Origin of the sequence: Micromonospora sp. NPDC047793 (assembly GCF_040642635.1) — a bacterium.
In the GTDB taxonomy this organism is placed as follows: Bacteria; Actinomycetota; Actinomycetes; order Mycobacteriales; family Micromonosporaceae; genus Micromonospora.
In genome coordinates this window covers 208,042-227,626 of sequence record NZ_JBEYSG010000007.1, presented here as the reverse complement: position 1 = coordinate 227,626, position 19,585 = coordinate 208,042, and the positions used below count along the sequence as shown (strand labels likewise).

The 19,585-nt window shown below is 72.5% G+C and carries 15 protein-coding genes; 2 read left to right on the top strand and 13 right to left on the bottom strand.

All coding sequences use genetic code 11. From position 1 onward, the window contains the following. Positions 1 to 53 precede the first annotated feature (53 nt). The 13 genes from deoC to ABZ738_RS16885 all read right to left on the bottom strand — a co-directional run bounded on the left by deoC (position 54) and on the right by ABZ738_RS16885 (position 17,189). Positions 54 to 764 carry a deoxyribose-phosphate aldolase gene (gene deoC / locus ABZ738_RS16945; RefSeq protein WP_357214182.1) on the bottom strand — a complete coding sequence of 237 codons (711 nt, stop codon included), beginning with the start codon at positions 762 to 764 and terminating at the stop codon, positions 54 to 56. 128 nt (positions 765 to 892) lie between these two features. Then, positions 893 to 1,939 (bottom strand): zinc-binding dehydrogenase, encoded by a 1,047-nt coding sequence (locus ABZ738_RS16940; RefSeq protein ID WP_357214179.1) that lies wholly within the window; start codon positions 1,937 to 1,939, stop codon positions 893 to 895. 26 nt (positions 1,940 to 1,965) lie between these two features. Beyond that, positions 1,966 to 3,447 (bottom strand): FGGY family carbohydrate kinase, encoded by a 1,482-nt coding sequence (locus ABZ738_RS16935; protein WP_357214176.1) that lies wholly within the window; start codon positions 3,445 to 3,447, stop codon positions 1,966 to 1,968. Beyond that, positions 3,444 to 4,268 carry a carbohydrate ABC transporter permease gene (locus tag ABZ738_RS16930; protein WP_357214173.1) on the bottom strand — a complete coding sequence of 275 codons (825 nt, stop codon included), beginning with the start codon at positions 4,266 to 4,268 and terminating at the stop codon, positions 3,444 to 3,446. The genes ABZ738_RS16935 and ABZ738_RS16930 overlap by 4 nt, the downstream gene beginning before the upstream one ends. Next, positions 4,268 to 5,239: a sugar ABC transporter permease gene (locus ABZ738_RS16925; RefSeq protein WP_176093783.1), complete on the bottom strand. Its 972-nt coding sequence runs from the start codon at positions 5,237 to 5,239 to the stop codon at positions 4,268 to 4,270. Before ABZ738_RS16925 ends, ABZ738_RS16930 begins: the two co-directional genes overlap by 1 nt. A gap of 58 nt (positions 5,240 to 5,297) precedes the next feature. Beyond that, entirely contained in the window at positions 5,298 to 6,674 is a 1,377-nt protein-coding gene (locus tag ABZ738_RS16920) for an extracellular solute-binding protein (protein ID WP_357214168.1), read from the bottom strand. Between the two features lie 106 nt (positions 6,675 to 6,780). Next, positions 6,781 to 7,563: a GntR family transcriptional regulator gene (locus ABZ738_RS16915; RefSeq protein ID WP_161594984.1), complete on the bottom strand. Its 783-nt coding sequence runs from the start codon at positions 7,561 to 7,563 to the stop codon at positions 6,781 to 6,783. 198 nt (positions 7,564 to 7,761) lie between these two features. Then, positions 7,762 to 8,760, bottom strand: a complete 999-nt coding sequence (locus tag ABZ738_RS16910; protein ID WP_131054036.1) for a glycoside hydrolase family 11 protein — start codon at positions 8,758 to 8,760, stop codon at positions 7,762 to 7,764. A gap of 420 nt (positions 8,761 to 9,180) precedes the next feature. After that, complete coding sequence (locus tag ABZ738_RS16905; protein WP_236145810.1) at positions 9,181 to 11,514, bottom strand: transketolase C-terminal domain-containing protein; 2,334 nt, start codon at positions 11,512 to 11,514, stop codon at positions 9,181 to 9,183. Positions 11,515 to 11,673: 159 nt separating this feature from the next. Further along, on the bottom strand, positions 11,674 to 13,095 hold the full coding sequence (locus tag ABZ738_RS16900; protein WP_161594985.1) for an amidohydrolase family protein: 1,422 nt from the start codon (positions 13,093 to 13,095) through the stop codon (positions 11,674 to 11,676). Beyond that, positions 13,088 to 14,488 (bottom strand): aldehyde dehydrogenase family protein, encoded by a 1,401-nt coding sequence (locus ABZ738_RS16895; RefSeq protein WP_176093780.1) that lies wholly within the window; start codon positions 14,486 to 14,488, stop codon positions 13,088 to 13,090. The genes ABZ738_RS16900 and ABZ738_RS16895 overlap by 8 nt, the downstream gene beginning before the upstream one ends. Continuing rightward, on the bottom strand, positions 14,485 to 16,059 hold the full coding sequence (locus ABZ738_RS16890) for an amidohydrolase family protein (protein ID WP_176093779.1): 1,575 nt from the start codon (positions 16,057 to 16,059) through the stop codon (positions 14,485 to 14,487). The genes ABZ738_RS16895 and ABZ738_RS16890 overlap by 4 nt, the downstream gene beginning before the upstream one ends. Further along, positions 16,056 to 17,189, bottom strand: coding sequence for an alanine racemase (locus tag ABZ738_RS16885; RefSeq protein WP_176093778.1), 1,134 nt, complete (start codon positions 17,187 to 17,189; stop codon positions 16,056 to 16,058). Before ABZ738_RS16885 ends, ABZ738_RS16890 begins: the two co-directional genes overlap by 4 nt. A gap of 263 nt (positions 17,190 to 17,452) precedes the next feature. Here ABZ738_RS16885 and ABZ738_RS16880 point away from each other — a divergent pair, with 263 nt between their 5' ends. Together ABZ738_RS16880 and ABZ738_RS16875 are read left to right on the top strand one after the other, a co-directional pair. Next, positions 17,453 to 18,643 (top strand): aminotransferase class III-fold pyridoxal phosphate-dependent enzyme, encoded by a 1,191-nt coding sequence (locus tag ABZ738_RS16880; protein WP_303393488.1) that lies wholly within the window; start codon positions 17,453 to 17,455, stop codon positions 18,641 to 18,643. Beyond that, positions 18,640 to 19,578 (top strand): phosphotriesterase, encoded by a 939-nt coding sequence (locus ABZ738_RS16875; RefSeq protein WP_131057089.1) that lies wholly within the window; start codon positions 18,640 to 18,642, stop codon positions 19,576 to 19,578. The genes ABZ738_RS16880 and ABZ738_RS16875 overlap by 4 nt, the downstream gene beginning before the upstream one ends. Positions 19,579 to 19,585: the final 7 nt, after the last annotated feature.

Genomic DNA, 19,585 nt, shown 5'->3' with positions numbered 1-19,585 from the left:
CGAGGGTGCCTCTCGCCGACCCGCGTCCGGGCGGTCACGTCGTCACCACCGGGTCAGTAGCTGACCGTCGTGGCGGTGGCGGTGTCGGTGACGATCGCGATGCCGGCGCTGGTGCCGAGCAGTTCGGCCCCGGCCCGCAGCAGCCCGACGGCCTGCGGGTAGGACTTGATGCTGCCGGACGCCTTGACCCGGCTCCGGCCGGCGGCCCGGGACACCAGGTAGCCGATGCTCTCCGGGTTGGCGACCTCGACGGCGCCGCTGCTGGCGTTCTTCAGGTACGCCGCACCCGCCTCGATGGAGAGTTCGATGGCGGTCTCCCGCTCGGCCGCGGTCAGCAGCGGCAGTTCCAGCATCACCTTGACCGGCACTCCGGAGGCGCGGACGACACCGGCGATGTCCTCGCGGAACTCGTCGTACATGCCGCTCTTGAGCCAGCCGATCTGCACCCCGATGTCGATCTGTGCGGCACCGGCGCGCACCAGGCTCTCCGCCTCGAACGCCTTGCCGGCGCTGGTGGTCACGCCGACGGTCGGGAAGTCCAGGGCGGAGGCCACCTGCACGTCGGTGCCGCGCAGCACCTCGGCGACGACAGGCACCCAGGAACCCGGCACCATCGCCGCGTTGAAGCCGTGGGTGAGCGCCTCCTCGGCGTGCGTGATCATGCGTTCCCGGGTGGTGCCCACCTCGATCAGGGTGTGCTGGATGTACGGCGCGAGGGCGGCCGGGGTCAGGTCGGCCGGCAGGGCCGTCGTGGCGGACGTCATGGCGGGGATCTCCTTTGTGCGGACGTGCGGCACCCGGCGGCCGGCGTCGCGCGCCTCGGCCGCCGTAGTGGCGGATCTGGGGATGGTCAAGGACCGGGTGAACGGGAGCGGCACACCGCTCGGTCGGGTCACGACCAGTCGATCAACACCTTCCCGACGTGGCCGGCGTCGGCCGCGGCCAGCGCCTCGGCCGCCTGGTCGGCGGGGAAGGGCGGGGCGAGCAGGTGCGCCAGCGCGGGCAGGCCACGGGCGGCCCGGAGCACGGCCGGGAACTCCGGCTGGGTGAAGACCCAGCTACCGAGCACCCGCAGTTCCTTGCGGATGACGTCCACGCCGGGGTCGATCTCCATGCTGTTGTTCGCGCCCAGCAGCACCACCGTGCCGTGCGGCCGGGCCAGCTTCATCACCTGCGCCTGCGCGGTCGGGTTCGCGGAGCACTCGAAGACGATCTCCGGTCCACGGCCCTCGGTGACCGCCGCGACGGTCGCGACGGGGTCCTGTCCGAGCGGGTCGACGACCACCGCCCCCAGCGTCTTGGCCAGGTCCCGCCGCCCCTCGATGGGGTCGACCGCGTAGACCTCGGCACCGGCGGCCACCGCGAGGGCCACCACGCTGCAACCGACCGGCCCGAGGCCGAAGACGGCGACCCGGTCGCCGACGCCGACCCCGGACTTGCGGACCGCCGAGTACGCGGTGCCGAAGTTGCAGGCGATCAGCGTCGCCAGTCCGTCGCTGACGTCGTCGGGTACCGGCAGGACGCCGGTCGTCGGAGCGGTGACGTACTCCGCGTCGGCGCCGCCCCGGTGGTTGCCGAGCGTCCGCCGGTCGGCGCAGAACATCGGCTCGCCGCTGCGACAGAAGACGCACTCGTCGCAGCCCGAGTGCTGGTAGACGATGACCCGGGTGCCCTCGGCCGGTCCGGCGCCGGAGGCGGCGGCTGCGGCGATCACGCCCACCGCCTCGTGGCCGGGCACGGTGTGCAGGCGGTTGTCGAGTTCGGCCGCCGGCTTGCGGTAGTGCGGCAGGTCGCTGCCGCAGACCGCCGACGACGTCACGCGTACCAGTACCTCGTCGGGGGCCGGCACCGGGCGCGGCACCCGGCGTACGACCGAGGTGCGGTCACCGGTCAGCATCAGCGCCCGCATCGACGGTTCTTCCGTGGGGTGGGCTTCCATCTCGCGTTCTCCTCGAATGGTGCGTGTCACGCCGCAGCCAGGTCCGTCACGTCGAGGTACCGGCTGTACAGGGCGTCGTAGACAGGGACGGTGGTGGGATCGGGCAGGTGGCGGCGGGCGGCGGCGGGGGAACCGGCGGCGTGCGCCAGATCCGGGTACCGGCCGAGGCCCACCCAGGCGGAGAGGGCGGCGCCGCGCAGCGGTGCGGCCTGCGGATCGCCGGCCGGGACCTCGATGGCGCGGCCGGTGACGTCGGCCAGGATCTGGCCGAAGACCTCCGAGCGGGCACCGCCGCCGATCGCGGTCAACGTCGGTCCGGCCAGGTCCGTCGGCAGGTGCCGCAGCACGTCGCGGACCTGGAGGGCGATTCCCTCCATGGTGGCCCGGACCAGGGCGCCCGGTCCGTGGGTGAAGTCGAGGCCGTCGATCCGGCCGCCGGCCGCCGTCCAGTGCGGGGTGCCGACGCCGGCCATGGTGGGCGCGAAGAGCAGACCGCGTGCGCCGGGTTCGACCTGCCGGGCGTCGGCCGACATCCGCTCGTACGCCGTGTCGTCGTCGCCGTAGCGCAGCAGAGTCCGCAGCCAGCGCAGTGCCGACCCGCAGGCCGGGATGGTGCCCTCGACCGAGACGCAGTTCTCGACGACGTGGGCGGCGCGGACGAACCCGGCGGGGTCGACGACGTCACCGACGGCGGCCGGGAAGACCATCGTCGCCGAGGTGCCGAGGTTGACGGTGGCGGCGCCGGGACGGACCCCGCCGCCACCGGCCGCCGAGCACTGCTGGTCGCCGCCGCCCACGTACACGGGCAGCCCGCGCGGCAGGCCGGTGGCGTCGGCCACCTCGTCGCGCAGGGCACCGGCGACGTCGGTGGCCGCGCGCAGCTCGGGCAGGCGGGCACCGTCGAGGTCGAACGCCGTGAGCAGGTCGTCGCTCCACTGCCCGGCGTGCAGGTCCAGCAGGCCGTACCAGGAGGCGCAACTGCGGTCGACCTGCGGTCGGCCGCCGGTCAGTCGCGCCAGCAGCCATTCCTGGACACCGACGAAGGAGGACGACGCGGCGTACGCCTCGGGGGCGTGGGTCCGCAGCCAGACGAGGGTGGCCAGGGCCGGCATGGTGCTCAGCGGCATCCCCGACACCCGGCTGTAGGTGTCCGGGTCGACGGCCGCCCGCAGGGCGTCCAGCTCGCTCGCGCCCCGCTGGTCCATCCAGAGCACCAGCGGGGTGACCGGGCGCAGGTCGGCGTCGAGTCCGGCGACGGAGGCCCGCTGGGTGGACAGGGTCAGCGCGACCACCCGGTGCCCGGCCTGTGCGGCCACGGCCCGCATGGCACGCAGCTCCCCGACGGTCACCTCCCACATCGCCGACAGGGACTGTTCCGCCCGGCCCGGCTGCGGGTGGTCGACGGCCAACTCCCGGCTGTGTTGGCCGTGCACCTCGCCCCGCTCGTCGACCAGGGCGCAACGGATCCCGGTCGTGCCGGCGTCGACCACACACACGACGTCGGTCATCCCTTGACCGCCCCGAAGCTCATGCCGGTGACGAGCTGCTTCTGCGACAGGAAGAGCACGATGGCGACGGGCAGCACAGCCAGCGTGCCGGCGGCCATCATCGGGCCGATCGCCACCGACTGGAACTGCATGAACCCGAGCATCGCCACCGAGACGGTCTTCGCCTCGCCGCTGGCCAGGGTCAACGCGAAGACGAACTCGTTCCAGGAGAAGATGAAGTTCAACACCGCCGCCGCGGCGACGCCGTTGCGCACCATCGGCCACGCCACGCTGACGAACTTGCGGGTCTCCGAGCAGCCGTCCAGGTCGGCGGCCTCGAAGACCGCGGCCGGCAGGTCGGCGAAGAAGCTGCGCAGCAGGAAGAACGTCACCGCGAGGTTGACCACCGTGTGCATCACGGTCAGCGCCCAGACCGTGTCGATGCCGCCGAGCTGGCGGAACAGCACGAAGTACGGGATGACCACGACGACGGCGGGGAGCATCCGGGTGGACAGCACCCAGAACTCGAAGTCGGCGCGGCCCCGGAACTTCATCCGGGCGCAGGCGTACGCGGCCGGGGTGGCGGCGGCGATGGCGATCGCCGAGGACACCACGGCGACCAGGACCGAGCGGCCGATCGCCGACATGAAGTCCGCGTCGCCGAACAGGTCGACGAAGTTGAACATGTAGAGCGGGGCCAGCCAGTCCGGCGACCCACCACGGATGTCGCTGGGGGCGGCGAAGCCGACGCGGAGCATGAACGCGAACGGCAGGACCGACCAGAGGATGAGGCCCCAGATCGCCACGGTCCGCAGGACCCGGCCTTTGCGCGTCTCGTGCACTAGTGCTCCAACCGTTGCAGCGCGGGCGCGGCGAACCGCTTGCCGAGGATGAAGAGGACGACGAGCAGCAGCAGGCCGAGCGCGGACGCCTCGCCGATGTGCAGGTCGTTGAAGGCGGTCCGGTAGATGCGGACGACGAGCGTCTCGGTCGCCGCGCCCGGTCCTCCCCCGGTGATGATCCAGATCGAGTCGAAGGTGCGGATCGCGTCGATCGCGCGGATCGTCACGACGAAGGCCACCAGCGGCTTGAGCATCGGCAACGCGATGCGGACCAGCCGCTGCACGGCGTTCGCGCCGTCCAGGGCGCCCGCCTCGAAGGTCTCGTCCGGCAGCGACTTGAGCCCGGCGAGCATGACCAGCGTGATGAACGGCGCCCACTGCCAGATGTCGACCACCACGAGGGCCACCACGGCCAGCATCGGCTCGGACGTCCAGCCCGGTGTCGGCAGGCCGAGCGCGCCCAGGGTGGCGTTGATCTGCCCGCCGTCCGGGTTGAGCATCAACCGCCAGGAGAGGTACGCCGCCACCGGCGTGGCGCCGAAGGGCAGCACCAGCAGGGCCAGGTAGAGCCGGCTGCCGCGCAGTGGCCGCCAGAGCAGCGAGGCCGCGAGCGTACCCAGGGCGAACTCGGCGACCACGGCGACCACCACCATGCCGACGGTGAGCAGCACCGCGCGCAGCAGACCGGGCTCGGAGAGCGCGTCGGCGAAGTTGGCCAGGCCGGCGAACCCCTGCTCGTCCGGGCGGGTCAGGTCGTTGCGTCGCAACGACCCGACCAGCACCGACACGAACGGGTAGAGCGTGAACGCGAGCAGCAGCACGGTCATCGGCGCGAGCATGCCGACGAGGAAGAGTCGCCGGCCCCGGTCCTCGCGGGGGCGGCGCGGCGGGCCGCCGGTGCGACCCGGACGCGTCGGCGGCGTCGGGTCGGCGGCCTGCCGCGCGAGCACGGCTGTTCGATCTGCGGACATCACAACCTCGTTCGGCCTGGACTGCTCCGGCAGTCGTCCACGGTGGTGGGGCGAGACGTCATCGGCCGGCCCGGGCCATCGCGGCCGCCGCGTCCGACATGGCCCGCTTCGGGTCCTTCCCGTCCACCAGCACCTTGATCAGTTCGAGGGAGAGCGCGTCGGCCTCGCTCGGGAAGGTCGGCCGCGCGTACGGCACCCGCTCCGGCTGGACGGCCTGGAGGTTGGCGACGATCTCCTGCGACATGTCGCCCGGGTAGAAGGAGAGGAAGTCCTTGTTAGACCAGACCGACTCGCGGGCCGACGGGCTGCCCGACTCGGCGCTGACCGCGGTGGCGGTCTCCTTGCTCATCGCCCAGGCGTAGAAGAGCGCCGCCTGCTCCTTCTTGCGCGACGCCTTCGGGATGCCGGCCATCCAGTACCAGTAGTTCGGGGCGGCCGGGGCGGCGGCGCTGCCGGGCCAGCGGGACACCGCGATCTGGTCGGTGTGCTGGCTGCTGCTCTTGTCCAGTACGACCGACAGCAGCCCGCTGGCGTCGGTGTAGAGACCCGCCCGGCCCTCGTTGACCGAGCCGGTGGCCTCCAGCCAGCTCATGTTGGACGCGCCCTTCGGGCCGTACCGGCTGAGCAGCTGCTGCACGTACAGTTCGGTCGCCGCGACCGCCTCGGGGCTGTCCACCGCCGGGGTGTTGCCGGCGTAGAACTCGCCGCCCTGGGTGAGGAAGTAGTTCGTCCAGGTCCAGACGATGTCGAGACCGCGTCGACCGCGCCCGGCGAACGGCCGCTCCATGGTCGCGGAGAGCTTCTGACTGGCGTCGACCAGGCTCTCCTGAGTGGGGAAGCCGGTGATCCCGGCCTGCGACGCCAGGTCCTTGCGATAGATCACCACGCCCGCCTCGGCGGAGAGCGGCAACGCCATCAGCTCACCGTTGAGGCTGCTGGCCCGGCGGGCCGGCTCGAAGAAGTCGTTCGGGTCGAACCAGCCGGTGTTGACCAGGTCGCCGCCGCCGAAGTACGCGTCCAGCGGTTCCAGCCAGCCCGCGTTCATGTACTGCCCGGCCTGCAGGTTGCCGACCATCAGGGCGTCGTAGGTGGTGGCGCCGGAGGAGAGTGCCACCAGGGCCTGCTGGTAGTAGCTGTCCTCGGAGAGCGTGTTGGCCTTGAGCGTCATACCGGTCAGCGCCTCGAACTCGGCGAACCGCTTGCTGACCGCGGAGGTCCACCAGTGCTCGCAGAGCAGGAGGTTGAGCGTCTCGCCCTTGAAGCGGTCCCAGGTCATGCCGGAGCCGTCGAACGTGTCGGCCGCCGCCGCGACGTCCGCGGTGCCGGTGTCGCCCTCGCGGCCGGCGCAGGCGCTGAGCGCCACGGCGCCGCCGATCCCGAGCACGCCGGTCAGCAGGCCGCGCCTGGACAGCCGGAAGGGAGCCTCGTTGCGCATGATGTCTCCTCAGGGCAGCGTGCGACGACGGCGGTGGCGAACCACCGTCGGCACGGGTGGGGGTGGGGTGTGGTGTTGGGGGAAGGACGAGGGTGGGGCGGCCGTCCTACCGTTTGATCCAGGAGGAGATCCGTACGCGGTCGCCGCGTACCCAGACGTCGGAGTACTCGACGGAGTCTCCGTTGGCCTGGTAGGAGATCTGCTCGAGGTAGAGGACGGGCACCCCGGGACGCAGCGCCATCGCGGTGCTGACGTCGTCGTCGGGAAGTATCGCGGAGAAGGTACGCCGGACCGAGTCGACGGTCACGCCGTAGTCGTGTTCGAGCACTCCGAACAGCGACCGTTCCTGGAGGACCTGCGGTGACAGGTCCGGGCACAGGGCGGTGGGCAGGTAGTTGTCGAGCAGGTAGACCACCTCGCCGCCGACCGATCGGGTCCGGCGGATGGCCAACACGCTGAGGTCGTCGGCACGCAGGCCGAGGTGGGCGGCGATGTGCGAGGGGGCCTGCACGACACGGGCGGAGAGCACCTGCGTGTGGTACTCGACGCCCTCCCGGTCCAGGCTCTGCGCGGTGGAGATCAGCTCCTGGGCGAACTCCTGCTCCAGCATCTGGCCCCGGACGAAGGTGCCCTTGCCCCGGGTCTGTTTGAGCAGGCCGGCCTCGATCAGCGTACGGATGGCCCGGCGGACCGTGCCCCGCGAGACGTTCAACGCGGCGGCCAGCTCGGGCTCGGCGGGGAGCTTCAGGTGTTCCGGCCACTCCCCCGACTCGATGCGCTGCCGCATCAGTTGCGAGATCTGCTCGTGCAGCGCCTCGGCCTCGGCGGGCGAGACCTGTCGGGTGAGTGCCCTGATCGCGGCGGGGTTCAGTTCCTGCGTCGTCGCCACGCCCGCTCCTCGTCGCTTGTTCAGTGATGTCCGCATTAGTCTGTGGACATCACTGAACATAGGGCCGGTCGATCACGCCGTCAAGCCCCTGACCTGAGGAAACTTGGCGCGGGTCAACTCACCCCACAACCGGGCAGCGAGGCACGACGACGGACGGGGTGCCGGCCAATGGCCGACACCCCGTCACGGTCGATCACGTCAACTCGCGGAGCAACTCGCGGTCGGCGTGGTGTTGTTGCCGTTCTTGTAGAGCGTGACGCCGAAGTTGTTGCCGTTGCCGTTCGGCCGGGCGGTGAGGGTGCCGCTGGAGCCGCTGATCGACGCGTTCCAGCTGTTTTGCACGCTCTGGCCGCCGTTGGTCCGGATGGAGACGGTCCAGTTGTTGCTGCCGCTGACCGAGAAGTTCACGTTGAACCGGTCGCTCCAGTCCTCGGCCCGACTCACGCTGACCGAGCAGCCGCCGCTGCCGGGCGGCGGGGTGGTGGGGTTGGTGGTGCCCCCACTGTTCACCGTGATGTTGGAGCTACCGCTGCTCTGGTACCCCTCGGTGGCCATGATCTGGTAGTAGTGGTTGCCCAGGTTCATGCCCCGCGCGGCCCACGCGTCGAAGTGGTTGCCGGTGGTGATGGTGCCGCCCACCCGCTTCGACGTCCGGACGCTCCAGTACTGGTAGAAGGTCTGCGTACCGTCGATCGACGGCTGGTTGACCCGCTGGGTGCGGTAGATGTCGTACGTACCGCCGTCGGTGTTGATCGTGCCCATGGAGTTGGCGCCCGGCGGACGCCAGCTGCCCCAACTGTCCACGATGTAGTACTCGACCAGCGGGCTACGGGTCCAGCCGTACAGGGTCAGGTACGAGTTGCCGTTCGGGCTGAAGGTGCCCGAGTAGGTGACGTTGCGCCGCGTACCCGGGTTCCAGCCCTTGCCGGCGACGAAGTTGTTGACGTTGCTCCACTGGGTGCTGTACTGACCGCCGTTCCCCATCGTCATGGAGACGTTGCCGCTGTCCTTCCAGAAGGAGAAGAAGTAACCGTTGTGGTTCCCCTCCTGGTTGGACGTCACGGTCTGGGCGTGGGCGGGACCCGTCGCGATCGCCACGGTGCCGGTCGTGACCAGCGCCACGGCGCAGGCCGCGCCGATGAGCGACCGGAGGCGACCGCTTCTGCGGCGTCTCGGTGGGACGAGGCCGTCGGGCATGCTTCCTCCTCGGGACGGCTGGCCGGAGGCCAGCGGTGCGTACGCGCCGACCGCCTCTCGGCGGCCCGGGCGACCGCCGTCGACGGTCGGCGCGTATCGCGTTCGGTGGTGGTGGGGTACCGGTCGTGCCGCAGGGTGACCGGCGGAACTGGTGGCGACCTCGACGACGATTGAGCCGCGTCGATGGGCAACAGTATTGGCCGACTTCCCTGGACACGTCAACAACTTCCGGAAACACTCCCGACATCAGCGACCGACCGGAACAACCGAGCACCGCGATGTTGATCCTGTTCAGCGGCGCCGCGAGCGCGTCACCTCGGACGATAGCCACCGCAACTATCGGTGTCGCCGCGGACACGCCGGGCCCCTGCCGTCGTAACTTCCAGGAGGTTTCCGGACGACGGCCGGCACCGGCGGGCGCTACCGACCCTGACCGCCTCCGAGCGCCAGCGCGGTCAGCGCGGCGTTGACGATGCTCCCCGGCATCAGGTCGTGCAGTTCGTAGAGGTCGGCCACCGTGCCGGACTCGCCGAACCGGTCGACCCCCAACGGCACCGCCGGCACCCCGAGCGCCGAACCGATCCAGGACATCGCGTGCGACGCCGCGTCGTGGACGGTGACCACCGGCGCCCGGGTGCCGAACGCGCAGTGCAACGCACCCGGCAACTCCGGCAGGGTGGCGGTCCGCACCGACCGGCGCAACGACCGCTGCCAACTCCGGTACAGCCGGTCCAGGCTCGTCACGTCGACCACGTGTGCGGCGATCCCCTCCTCGGCGAGTTCCGCGGCGGCCGCGAGCACCTCGGGCAGCACCGCCCCGGAACCGACCAGGTGCACCAGCGGTGCCGGCGCGAGCCCGTCGCCGCGCAGGTGCGGATACTCCAGGTACGCGTCGACCAGGCGGTACGCGCCGTCGAGCACCTGCCGACGCAGCGCCACGTCGCCGATGCGCTGCCGGGCGGCCTCGTACGGCTGCTGGTCGATCGGTCGGGTGGTAAGCCGGAAGTAGTAGCTGCCCTCCCCGTCGCCGGACGCGTCGGTCCCGCCGTCACCGGTCGGCTGCGCCGCCGCGCCGACGCGGTGCAGCGCGTCGCAGAGCAGCCAGTCGAGCGCGCCCGCGTAGGCGGGCTCGACGAAGGTGACGTTCGGCAGTTCCAGGCCGACCGAGGGGGTGATGGTGGACTGGTGCGCCCCGCCCTCGGCGGCGAGCGAGACCCCGGACGGGGTGCCGGCCACCACGAACCGCGATCCGGAGTAGGCGCCGTAGACGAAGGCGTCCAGTCCACGCAGGACGAACGGGTCGTAGACCGTGCCCACCGGCAGCAGGCGCTGGCCGGACAAGTGCTCGGCGAGACCGAGTTGGCCCAGCAGCAGGAAGAGGTTCATCTCGGAGATGCCGAGTTCGACGTGCTGCCCGGTGGGCCCCTCGCTCCAGCGCAGGATGCCGTCCTCGGTCCAGCTCCGCCGCGCGGTCGGGGCGAACACGCCGGTGCGGTTGATGAACCCGGCCAGGTTGGTCGAGGTGGCCACGTCCGGCGCGGTGGTGACCAGGTACGGGGCCACGGTGTCGATCCGGGCGAGGTCGGTCAGGATGCGACCGAACGCCTCCTGGGTGGCGATCGGCCGGCGGGTGCCGACTCCGGTCTGCGCCGGCAGGGCGATCGGCGGTGCGGGGGCGGCGGCGGGTCGGCGCAACAGCTCGGCGCGTCCGGCGGCCAGGGCCCCGGCAGCGGTTCCCGGGTCGAGGCGGTCCCACTCGGTCTGGGCGGTGAGGCCGAGCTGTGCCCGCAACTCGTCGATCTGCGCGCCGGTCAGCAGGCTGGAGTGGTTGCGCGGATCACCGGCGGTGGGCAGACCCCAGCCCTTGACCGTGTACGCGAACACCACGCTGGGCCGGTCGGTGACCGCGTCGCACTGCGCGTACGCGGACAGCAGCGCCTCGACGTCGTGGCCGCCGAGGTCGCGCACCAACGTCGCGAGGTCCTCGTCGGCCACGTCGGCGAGGACGTCACCGAGTTCGGCCGGTGCCCCCTCGGTCAGCCGGTCGCGCAGGGTCCGGCCGGTGAGGCCGAACATCGACTGGTACTGCTCGTTGGGCATCCGGTCCAGCCAGGCGCGCAGGTGGTGACCGCCGGGGCGGGCGAACGCCGCCTGGAGCCGCCGGCCGTACTTCACCTCCAGCACGTGCCAGCCCGCCGCCTCGAACTGGCCACGCCACTGGTCGATCCGGACCCCGGGGACCACCCGGTCCAGGGACTGCCGGTTGAAGTCGACGAGCCACATCACGTCGCCGAGCCCCTGGGTGGCCGGGTCCGCCACGGCCTCCCAGATATTGCCCTCGTCGAGTTCGGCGTCGCCCAGGATGGCCACGAAGCGGGACCGGGGGCGGGGCCCGAAGTGCGCGTCGACGTACCGGCGGGTGGCGGCGGCGAACAACGGTGCGGCGGCGCCGAGCCCGACCGAGCCGGTGGAGAAGTCGACCCGGTCCGGGTCCTTGGTCCGGGACGGGTACGACTGGAGGCCGCCCCGGCTACGCAGCCGGGTGAGGTACGCGCGGTCCAGGTCGCCGAGCAGATACTGGATCGCGTGGAAGACCGGCGCGGCGTGCGGCTTGACCGCCACCCGGTCGTCCGGCCCGAGGTGGGCGAACCAGAGCGCGGTCATCGCCGAGACCAGCGAGGCGCTGGACGCCTGGTGGCCGCCGACCTTCACCCCGTCGAGGTTGGGTCGTTCCCGGTTCGCGGCGTCGACCATCCGGACGGCGAGCCACAGCACCCGGCGCTGAATCTCGTCGAGGTCGGCGTACCCGGGCTCGGCCGGCTCACGGGGTGCGACGGCGGTCGGGGTGGACGGAGGCATGGCAACTCCCAGCGTGGCCGGTGGTCGGTGGTGAGGGGACGGACCGGGCGGCGGTCAGCGGATCAGCGGCCAGCGGGCGAAGCGGTCCGGGCCGATGGCGCGTTCGTGTCGGCGGGCCTGGTCGGCGACGGCGGCGAGTACCTCGTCGGTGTCGATCCGGGTGAACCGTCCACGGTCGTAGAGGATCTCGCCGTCGACCAGGACGGTGTCGACGGTGCGGGCCCCGGCATAGAAGACCAGCCAGTCGACGGGGTCGTCGAAGGCCGGCAGGGACTGGGGCCGGTCGGTGGCGTGGACCACCAGGTCCGCGCGTTTGCCCACCTCGATCGAGCCGACCTCGTCGGACATGCCGAGTGCGCGGGCACCGTGCAGGGTGGACATCTCCAGCACCTGCTCGGCGGTGAGCGTGGGCAGTTCGTCGCGCAGTTCCCGGAAGACCGTCGCCGCGAGGTATGCCTGACGGAACAGGTCACGCGGGCCGGACAGGCCGTCCGAGCCGAGCGCGACCGTGACGCCGTCGGCGACCATCTCCGGGAACCGCCCGTCGCGCAGCGCCCCCTTGGCCCGCCGCAGCGACGCCGACGGGCAGTGCACGACCCGGGTGCCGGTCTCCCGGACCAGGTCCCGCTCGGCGTCGTCGGTCTGGATCATGTGCACGAGGGTGGTGCGCGCGCCGAGCAGACCGAGGTCGCGCAGCCGGGTCACGGGCCGGACGCCGCACCCGGCGAGGCTGGCGTCCACCTCGGCCCGGTCCCACGACTGGTGCATGATCAGCGGTACGTCGTACTCCTCGGCCAGACCGGCGGCGGCGGTCAACAGCGCGTCGCTGTCCAGGCCCATGCCGACCAGGGTCACCGCGGCGCGGACCCGCGCGTCGGGCCGCCACGGGTACCGGTCGAGCTGGTCCCGGAGCCGGGCCAGGCAGGTGTCGGTGTCGGTCGCCACCTCGACCAGCACACCGTCCTGCGGCACGTCGCAGAGGATGTGGCCGGGGATGCCGCGCATCCCCACCGCCGCGATCCCCCGCGCGGTGGCGTCCAGGTGCACCGAGCCGCCGGTGTCGGCGAACAGCGTGGTGCCGCTGGACACCATGTCCATCGCGCTCAGGGTGGCGGCCAACTCCTCGTCGTACGGGGTCTTGCCGAGGTAGGCCACCTCCTCCACGGTCTCCCAGCTCTCGGCGCCCTTGGGCGCGAGGCCCCGGACCGTCTCGGTGCCGGTGTGCACGTGCGCGTCGACCAGGCCCGGGTGGACCACGGCGCCGGCCAGGTCCCGTTCCGGCCCGGTGGTCGCCGGACGGAGCCGGTCGGGGCCGACCCAGCGGATCCGGCCGGCGTGCACGACGATCGTGCCGTCGGTGAGGATGCGGCGGCGCGGGTCGAGGGTGACCACGCGCCCGTGGCGCAGCACGAGGTCGGCCGGCACGGGCGTGTCGGTGCCGTCCGGCTGCGGCCCGGTCGTCGACGGGTCAGCCACGGCCCGCTCTCCCCAGGTGCAGGATGGTGCTGCGCACGGTGGAGAACTCCAGCAGCGCGTACGGCGCACCGACCCGGCCGATGCCGCTGCCGCGTCCGGGGTGGCCGCCGAACGGCAGGTGCGTCTCCCAGACGTTGGAGTGGTCGTTGACCACGACGCTGCCGCACGGCAGTGACTGCGCCACCCGGAACGCCCGGTCCAGGTCGGCGGTGAAGACCGCGCCGTTGAGCCCGTACCCGCCGGCGGCGACCAGATCGGCGAGCGCCTCCTCGTCGCGGAACGGGGTGAGCGGGACGACCGGGCCGAAGGTCTCCTCGGTGAACACCAGTGACGCCGGGTCCACCCGGTCGAGCACGCTCAACGGCCAGTACCGGTCGGTGGGGGCGTCGGTCAGCGGCTCGCCGCCGACCACCAGCCGGGCTCCCCGGTCGGTGGCGTCGGCGAGGTGCTCGCGCATGGTGGCACCGGTCTGCGCCAGGTGCAGTGGGCCGAAGGCCGCGTCGGTGTCCTCCGGTGCGCCGACCCGACGCTCGGCGGCCACCGCCGCGACGGCGTCGAGTACCTGCCGGTAGCGGCCCTGTTGGACCAGGACCCGCTCGGTGGCCGCGCAGCTCTGCCCGGAACAGAACGTGGCGGCGGTGACGACGGCCTCGGCCACCTGGTACGGGTCGGCGTCGTCGAAGACCACGGTGGGGCCGTTGCCGCCGAGTTCGAGCAGCAGCCGACGCATCCCACCGGTCGCGGCGATACGGTGCCCGACCGTGCTGCTGCCGGTGAACCCGACGGCCGCCAGGCCCTGGTGGGCGGCGAGTGCCGCACCGGTCTGCGGTCCGCCCTCGACCAGGGTGACCGCGCCGTCGGGCCAGCCCGCCTCGACGATCGCGGCGAGCACGTGGGCGCTGCTGCGCAGGGTGCTCTCGGCCCCCTTCCAGACCACCGTGTTGCCCATCGCCAGCGCGGGCCCGAGGTACTCCAGCGGGATGTTGACCGGGAAGTTCCAGGGAGTGATCACGCCGATCACCCCGAGCGGGATCCGGTCGACGAAGACGCGTTTGGCCGGGTCGGACATGGTCGGCGTGCCGTCGTCGAGGCGGCGGGCGTACTCGGCGGTGCTCTCCAGCGCGTGGATGGCGGTGTCCACCTCCGCCTCCGCCTCGGCCCGGACCTTGCCGTGCTCCACCAGGAGATCGGCGACGACCCGGTCCCGGCGGGCCCTCAGCGCACGGGCGGTCGCGATCAGCAGGTCACACCGCTGCCAGCGGGACAGCGCGGCCATCCGGGGCAGTGCCGCCGAGGCGGTGCGTACGGCGGCGTCGACGCCGGCCGGGCCGACCTCCGACCATTCGCCGAGGTGTTCCCCGGTCACCGGACTGGACAGCGGGTTGACGGTCATCGTGGCCTCCTGCCGTCGGCGGCGCGGCGCAGCACCCGCCCCGCCGGTCGTGGTGTGGTGGGAAGGAGTTCGCCGTACCCGGCGATCCCGTTGACGAGGACCTGCCGCACGCCGTCGGGCCGTACGGTCGGGTCGTCGCCGCCGTCGTGCAGCGCGGCGAGGTCCACCACGACCAGGTCGGCCCAGTGCCCGGGGACGACCCGGCCCCGCCCGACCAGCCCGAACCGGTCGGCGACGGCGGCGCTCTGTCGGCGGACCGCGTCGGCCAGTCGCTCGGGTCGGTCGGCGGCGGCGCGCAGCGTCCGCACGAAGGTGGCGAAGTTGCGCGGATGCGCGCCCGGCGTGGGGTCGATGACCCATCCGTCGGAGCCGACCATCGCGGCGGGGTGGGTGAGGACCCGGTCGACGTCGTCGGCGGTCATCGCGTCGACCAGCATGGTGGCCCCGGCGGCGTCGTCGGCCAGGATGTCGAGCAGCAGTTCGCCGGGGGTGACGGCGAGCGCGGCGGCGGCCTGCGGCAGCGGGCGTCCGATCACCGGCCGCCACCGGGGCGAGGCGTGCGAGACGACGACCTCGTCGAGGCCGACGTAGCCGCCTCCGGCGGCGAGTTCGGTCAGCAACCGGGCCCGGCCGGCGGGGTCGCGGACCAGCCGACGGATCGCCTCGGCGCCGCCGGTGTCGGCCCAGTCGGGCAGCGCGGCGGTCAGCGTCGTCGCGCCGACCGTGTACGGGTACATGTCGACGGTGACGTCGACGCCTGCGGCGCGGGCCCGGTCGATGTGCGCCAGGGTGGTGCGGGTGGATCCCCAGTTCGCCCGTCCCATCGCCTTGAGGTGCGAGATCTGGGTGGCCACGCCGCTGCGCGCGGCCAGGTCGAGGATCTCGTCGACGGCGGCGACGCAGCCGGACCGTTCGTCGCGCAGGTGCACCGCGAGCACCGCGCCGGTCGTGGCGGCCAGCGTCGCCACGTCGGTGAGTTCGGTCCGGTCCGCCGCACGGCCGTCGGGGTACGCCAGCCCGAGGCTGACCCCGACCGCGCCCTGGGCCAGTGCCCGGGTGATCGCGTGGCGGACACGTGCCCGGTGCGCCCCGGTGTCCCCGTCGGCCCGGGCGGTGGCCGCCCGTACCGAGCCGTGGCCGATCATCGGCGCGACGTTGACCCGGATTCCGGCGGCGGTGAGCGCGGTGCGGTAGGCGGCCAGGTCCGGCCAGCCGTGCGGCAGGATGGGGTTGAGGAACCCGCCGCTGGCCGGTGGGGCGTCGGGGTGGCGCACCGGGAAGGGCGAGAAGCCGCAGTTGCCGGTGACGACGGTGGTGACTCCCTGACGCAGCAGCCCGGCGGCGTGCGGCGTGGTCGGCAGGGTGAAGTCGGCGTGCGAGTGCGCGTCGACGGCACCGGGCAGCACGTGCAGGCCACGGCAGTCGACCTCGACGGCGTCGCGGACCCGGCCGGTGGGGCCGAGCCCGTCGATCCGGCCGGCACTGATCCGGACGTCGGTGACCGTGGGCGGACCGCCGGTCCCGTCGACGACGGTGCCGCCGCGCAGCAGCAGGTCCGGGCCGCCGGTCATCGGCCACCGCCGGAGGCGGCCACGGCGACGGTCTCCAGCACCGTGTCACCGTCGACGAAATACAGGTGGCGGGTGAGGTTGGCGGCGACGCAGGCGTGGTTGGGCACGAAGCGCAGGCGGTCGCCGACGCGGAACCGCCCGGACGGGTCGTCGACGACACCGTGTTCCTCGGAGAGCCAGGACAGCACCGCGCCCCGGTCCGGGTCCTCGCCGTAGCCGTCGAGCACGCTGACGCCGTGCGCGCCGCGATCGAGGCCGAAGACCTTGGAGCCGGCGTCGACCACGGCGCGTCCCGGGCCGGTGCTGACCACGGTGCAGAGGACGGAGAGCGCGCACTGGTCGAGGGTGGCCACGCCGAGGGCGACCTGGGTGCGGTCGAGCAGCGCGTAGTTGCCGGGTCGGGTCTCGGTGACGCCACGGCGGTCTGCGGCGGTGAGGAACGTCGGGGTCGAGCCGACGCTGACCACCTCGCAGGTGGTGCCCGCGGCGCGGAGCGCGGCGGCGGCCCGCCGGACGGCGTCGGCCTCGGACTGGGCGGTCCGGGCCAGGTGGGCGGCGTCGCGGGCGGCGTAGGCGTGGCCGGCGTGGGTGAACACCCCGGCGATCCGCAGGCCGGGCCGACCGGTGACCAGGTCCGCCAGGTCGGCGGCGTCGTCCGGCGCCACGCCGCAGCGCCCGAGGCCGCTGTCGACCTCGATCAGCACCTCGATCTCGACGCCGGCGCGGATGGCGGCACCGCTGAGCACCTCGGCGCCGGCCGGGCTGTCCAGCCCGACGAGCATCCGCGCCGGGGTGGTCGTCGAGAGCGCCACCAGGCGGTCCGCCTTCACGGCGGTGACCACCGGGTAGGCGAGCAGGTAGTCGGCCGCGCCGGCCGGACGCAGCGCGTCGAGTTCGTCCAGCTTGGACACGGTGAGTCCGGTGGCCCCGGTGGCGAGCTGCCGGCGGGCTATCTCCACGGTCTTGTGGGTCTTGGCGTGCGGACGCAGCGCCAGCCCGTCCCGGTCGGCGATCTCGGCGCCCCGACGCAGGTTGGCGTCGAGCCGGGGGACCTCCACCAGTGGCGCGGGGGTGTCGAGATCGGCCAGTCGGCGGGGTACGCGGGTCGAGGTACTCGCTGCGGCGCTCACGCTGGTCGGGCTCCCCTCGTCGGGTGGTTCCGGGCCCTTGTCCGACGGTCCTTGAGGCCCTACTGTGACGTCAGACGCTGTGACTACGAATGCACAGTAGGGTTGAGGCGGGAGGCTGTCAACGGATGGGCGCCGGGACTCGGATCGCAGACTGGATCACCACCGAAAGGTCCACATTTGAAGAGCGTACGCCCGCATCGGCGGCTCTCTTCCACCGCGCTCGCCAGGTCCTTCCCGGCGGCGACACACGCTATTCGCTGGCGATGAATCCGTATCCCGTTTACGTGGAACGCGCCGCCGGGACACGTCTGGAGGACGCCGACGGTCACCGGCTGCTCGACCTGATCTACAACGCGACGTCGCTGATCCACGGCCACGTCCACCCGCAGGTCACCGAGGCCATCCGGGACCAGGCCGGTCGGGCCACCGCCGTGCTCGCCCCCAACACGGTGCAGATCGACCTCGCCGAGGAGCTGTGCGCCCGGGTGCCCTCGCTGGACCGGCTGCGGTTCACCAACTCCGGCACCGAGGCCACCATGATGATGATCAAGACGGCCCGGGCGTACACCGGTCGTGACCTCGTGCTGAAGATGGACGGCTCGTACCACGGCACCTTCGACGGCATGGAGATCAACGCGGCGACCCCCGGCTCCGAACGCGGCGCGCCGTACACCGCCGGGGTGCCGGCGAACCTCGCCGACAACGTGGTCATCGGGTCGTTCAACGACACCGACGGCGTGGTCTCGCTGATCGAGCGGTACGCCGACCGGCTGGCCGCCGTCATCGTCACCCCGATGGCCTCCATCGCCACCTGGATCCCGCCGGCACCCGGCTTCCTCGAGGCCGTCCGGGCAGCCGCCACGGCCCACGGTGTACTCCTGCTCTTCGACGAGGTCATCGCGTTCCGGGTCGCACCCGGGGGCGCGCAGCAGCGCTACGGCGTCACCCCGGACCTCACCGCCTACGGCAAGGTGATCGGCGGCGGCATGCCGGTCGGCGCGTACGGCGGACGGGTCGACGTGATGGCGGTGACCGACGCGGCCGGTGGGCCCCGGCTGGCACACGCCGGCACGTTCAACGGCAATCCGGTGACCGCCGCCGCCGGGCTGGCCACGCTGCGGCTGCTCGACGCCGACGCGTACCCGCGCCTGGAACGGCTCGGTGAGCGGTTCGCCACCCGGCTCCGGGGCGCCTTCGCCGACCTGGACCTGGCACTGGAGGTACGCCAGGTCGGTTCGCTGGTCAGTGTCGCCACCACCGAGCGCACCCCGGCGGCCTGGGGTGAGGTCAACGCCGCGATGCGGCTCGCCCTGCTCAACCGGGGGGTGTGCGGCTGGGGGGTGTTCGCGTTGCCGACCGTCTTCGACGACGCCGAGATCGACGAGGCGGTCGAGATCATCCACGACGCGCTGCGGGTTCCGGCGGCGGCGCTGCACGAGGTGCCGGTCGGATGAGCGCGGGACGGATCGTCACCGTGCTGGGCGAGATCGACCCGGCCACGCTCGGCACCACGCTGATGCACGAGCACCTCTACATCCGGCTCTGGGAGATCCCCGGCCGTTTCGACGTCGCCGGCCTGCCCGACGACGACGACCTGCTCGTCGAGGAGCTGACCGCCTTCACCGCACAGGGCGGCAACGCCCTGGTGGAGCTGACCGTGCCCGGCATCGGGCGGGAACCGGCACGGATGGCGGCGCTGGCCCGCCGCACCGGCCTGCACATCGTGATGGGCTGTGGGTGGTACCGGCAGCCCTACTACCCCGCCGCCGAGGACGTCGACCGGCGCAGCGTCGACCAGCTCGCCGACCGGCTGGTCGAGGAGATCCGGCACGGTGCCGACGGGACCGGCGTACGCCCCGGCATCATCGGCGAGATCGGCGCGGACAAGTCGTGGATCTCCGCCCAGGAGGAGCGCTGCCACCGGGCGGCGGCCCGGGCCAGTCGACGGACCGGGCTGGCGATCGCCACCCACTCCGTCGGCAGCGACGTCGGCCTGCACGCCCTCGACCTGTTCGAGGAGGAGGGCGTCGCGCCGGACCGGGTGGTGATCGGCCACGCCGACAGTCATCCGTCGCTCGCCTTCTATCGCACCGCGCTGGACCGGGGCGCCTGGCTGTCCTTCGACAACCTGGGCGCCTTCCCTCCGGCGTACACGGAACGGATCCTGGACGCCGTCGCGACCCTGCTCGGCGAGGGACACCACCGGATCGTGCTCTCCCAGGACGTGTGCAAGCGGGACATGTTCGCGCTGTTCGGCGGCAACGGGTACGGCTACGTGCTGGGCAGTGTCCTGCCGGGCCTGCGCGCCCGGGGTGTCGCCGAGGAGCAGTTGCACCGGCTGACCGTGGAGAACCCCCGCGAGGTGCTCACCGTGGCGGCGGTCGACTAAGAGCGGC

Excerpts from the sequence above, each read along its gene's own strand:
- ABZ738_RS16905 (WP_236145810.1), bottom strand. The coding sequence starts at position 11,514 with ATGGTCGACGCCGCGAACCGGGAACGACCCAACCTCGACGGGGTGAAG.
- ABZ738_RS16875 (WP_131057089.1), top strand. The coding sequence starts at position 18,640 with ATGAGCGCGGGACGGATCGTCACCGTGCTGGGCGAGATCGACCCGGCC.
- ABZ738_RS16925 (WP_176093783.1), bottom strand. The coding sequence starts at position 5,239 with ATGTCCGCAGATCGAACAGCCGTGCTCGCGCGGCAGGCCGCCGACCCG.
- deoC (WP_357214182.1), bottom strand. The coding sequence starts at position 764 with ATGACGTCCGCCACGACGGCCCTGCCGGCCGACCTGACCCCGGCCGCC.
- ABZ738_RS16890 (WP_176093779.1), bottom strand. The coding sequence starts at position 16,059 with ATGACCGGCGGCCCGGACCTGCTGCTGCGCGGCGGCACCGTCGTCGAC.
- ABZ738_RS16895 (WP_176093780.1), bottom strand. The coding sequence starts at position 14,488 with ATGACCGTCAACCCGCTGTCCAGTCCGGTGACCGGGGAACACCTCGGC.
- ABZ738_RS16880 (WP_303393488.1), top strand. The coding sequence starts at position 17,453 with ATGAATCCGTATCCCGTTTACGTGGAACGCGCCGCCGGGACACGTCTG.
- ABZ738_RS16920 (WP_357214168.1), bottom strand. The coding sequence starts at position 6,674 with ATGCGCAACGAGGCTCCCTTCCGGCTGTCCAGGCGCGGCCTGCTGACC.
- ABZ738_RS16910 (WP_131054036.1), bottom strand. The coding sequence starts at position 8,760 with ATGCCCGACGGCCTCGTCCCACCGAGACGCCGCAGAAGCGGTCGCCTC.
- ABZ738_RS16940 (WP_357214179.1), bottom strand. The coding sequence starts at position 1,939 with ATGGAAGCCCACCCCACGGAAGAACCGTCGATGCGGGCGCTGATGCTG.
- ABZ738_RS16935 (WP_357214176.1), bottom strand. The coding sequence starts at position 3,447 with ATGACCGACGTCGTGTGTGTGGTCGACGCCGGCACGACCGGGATCCGT.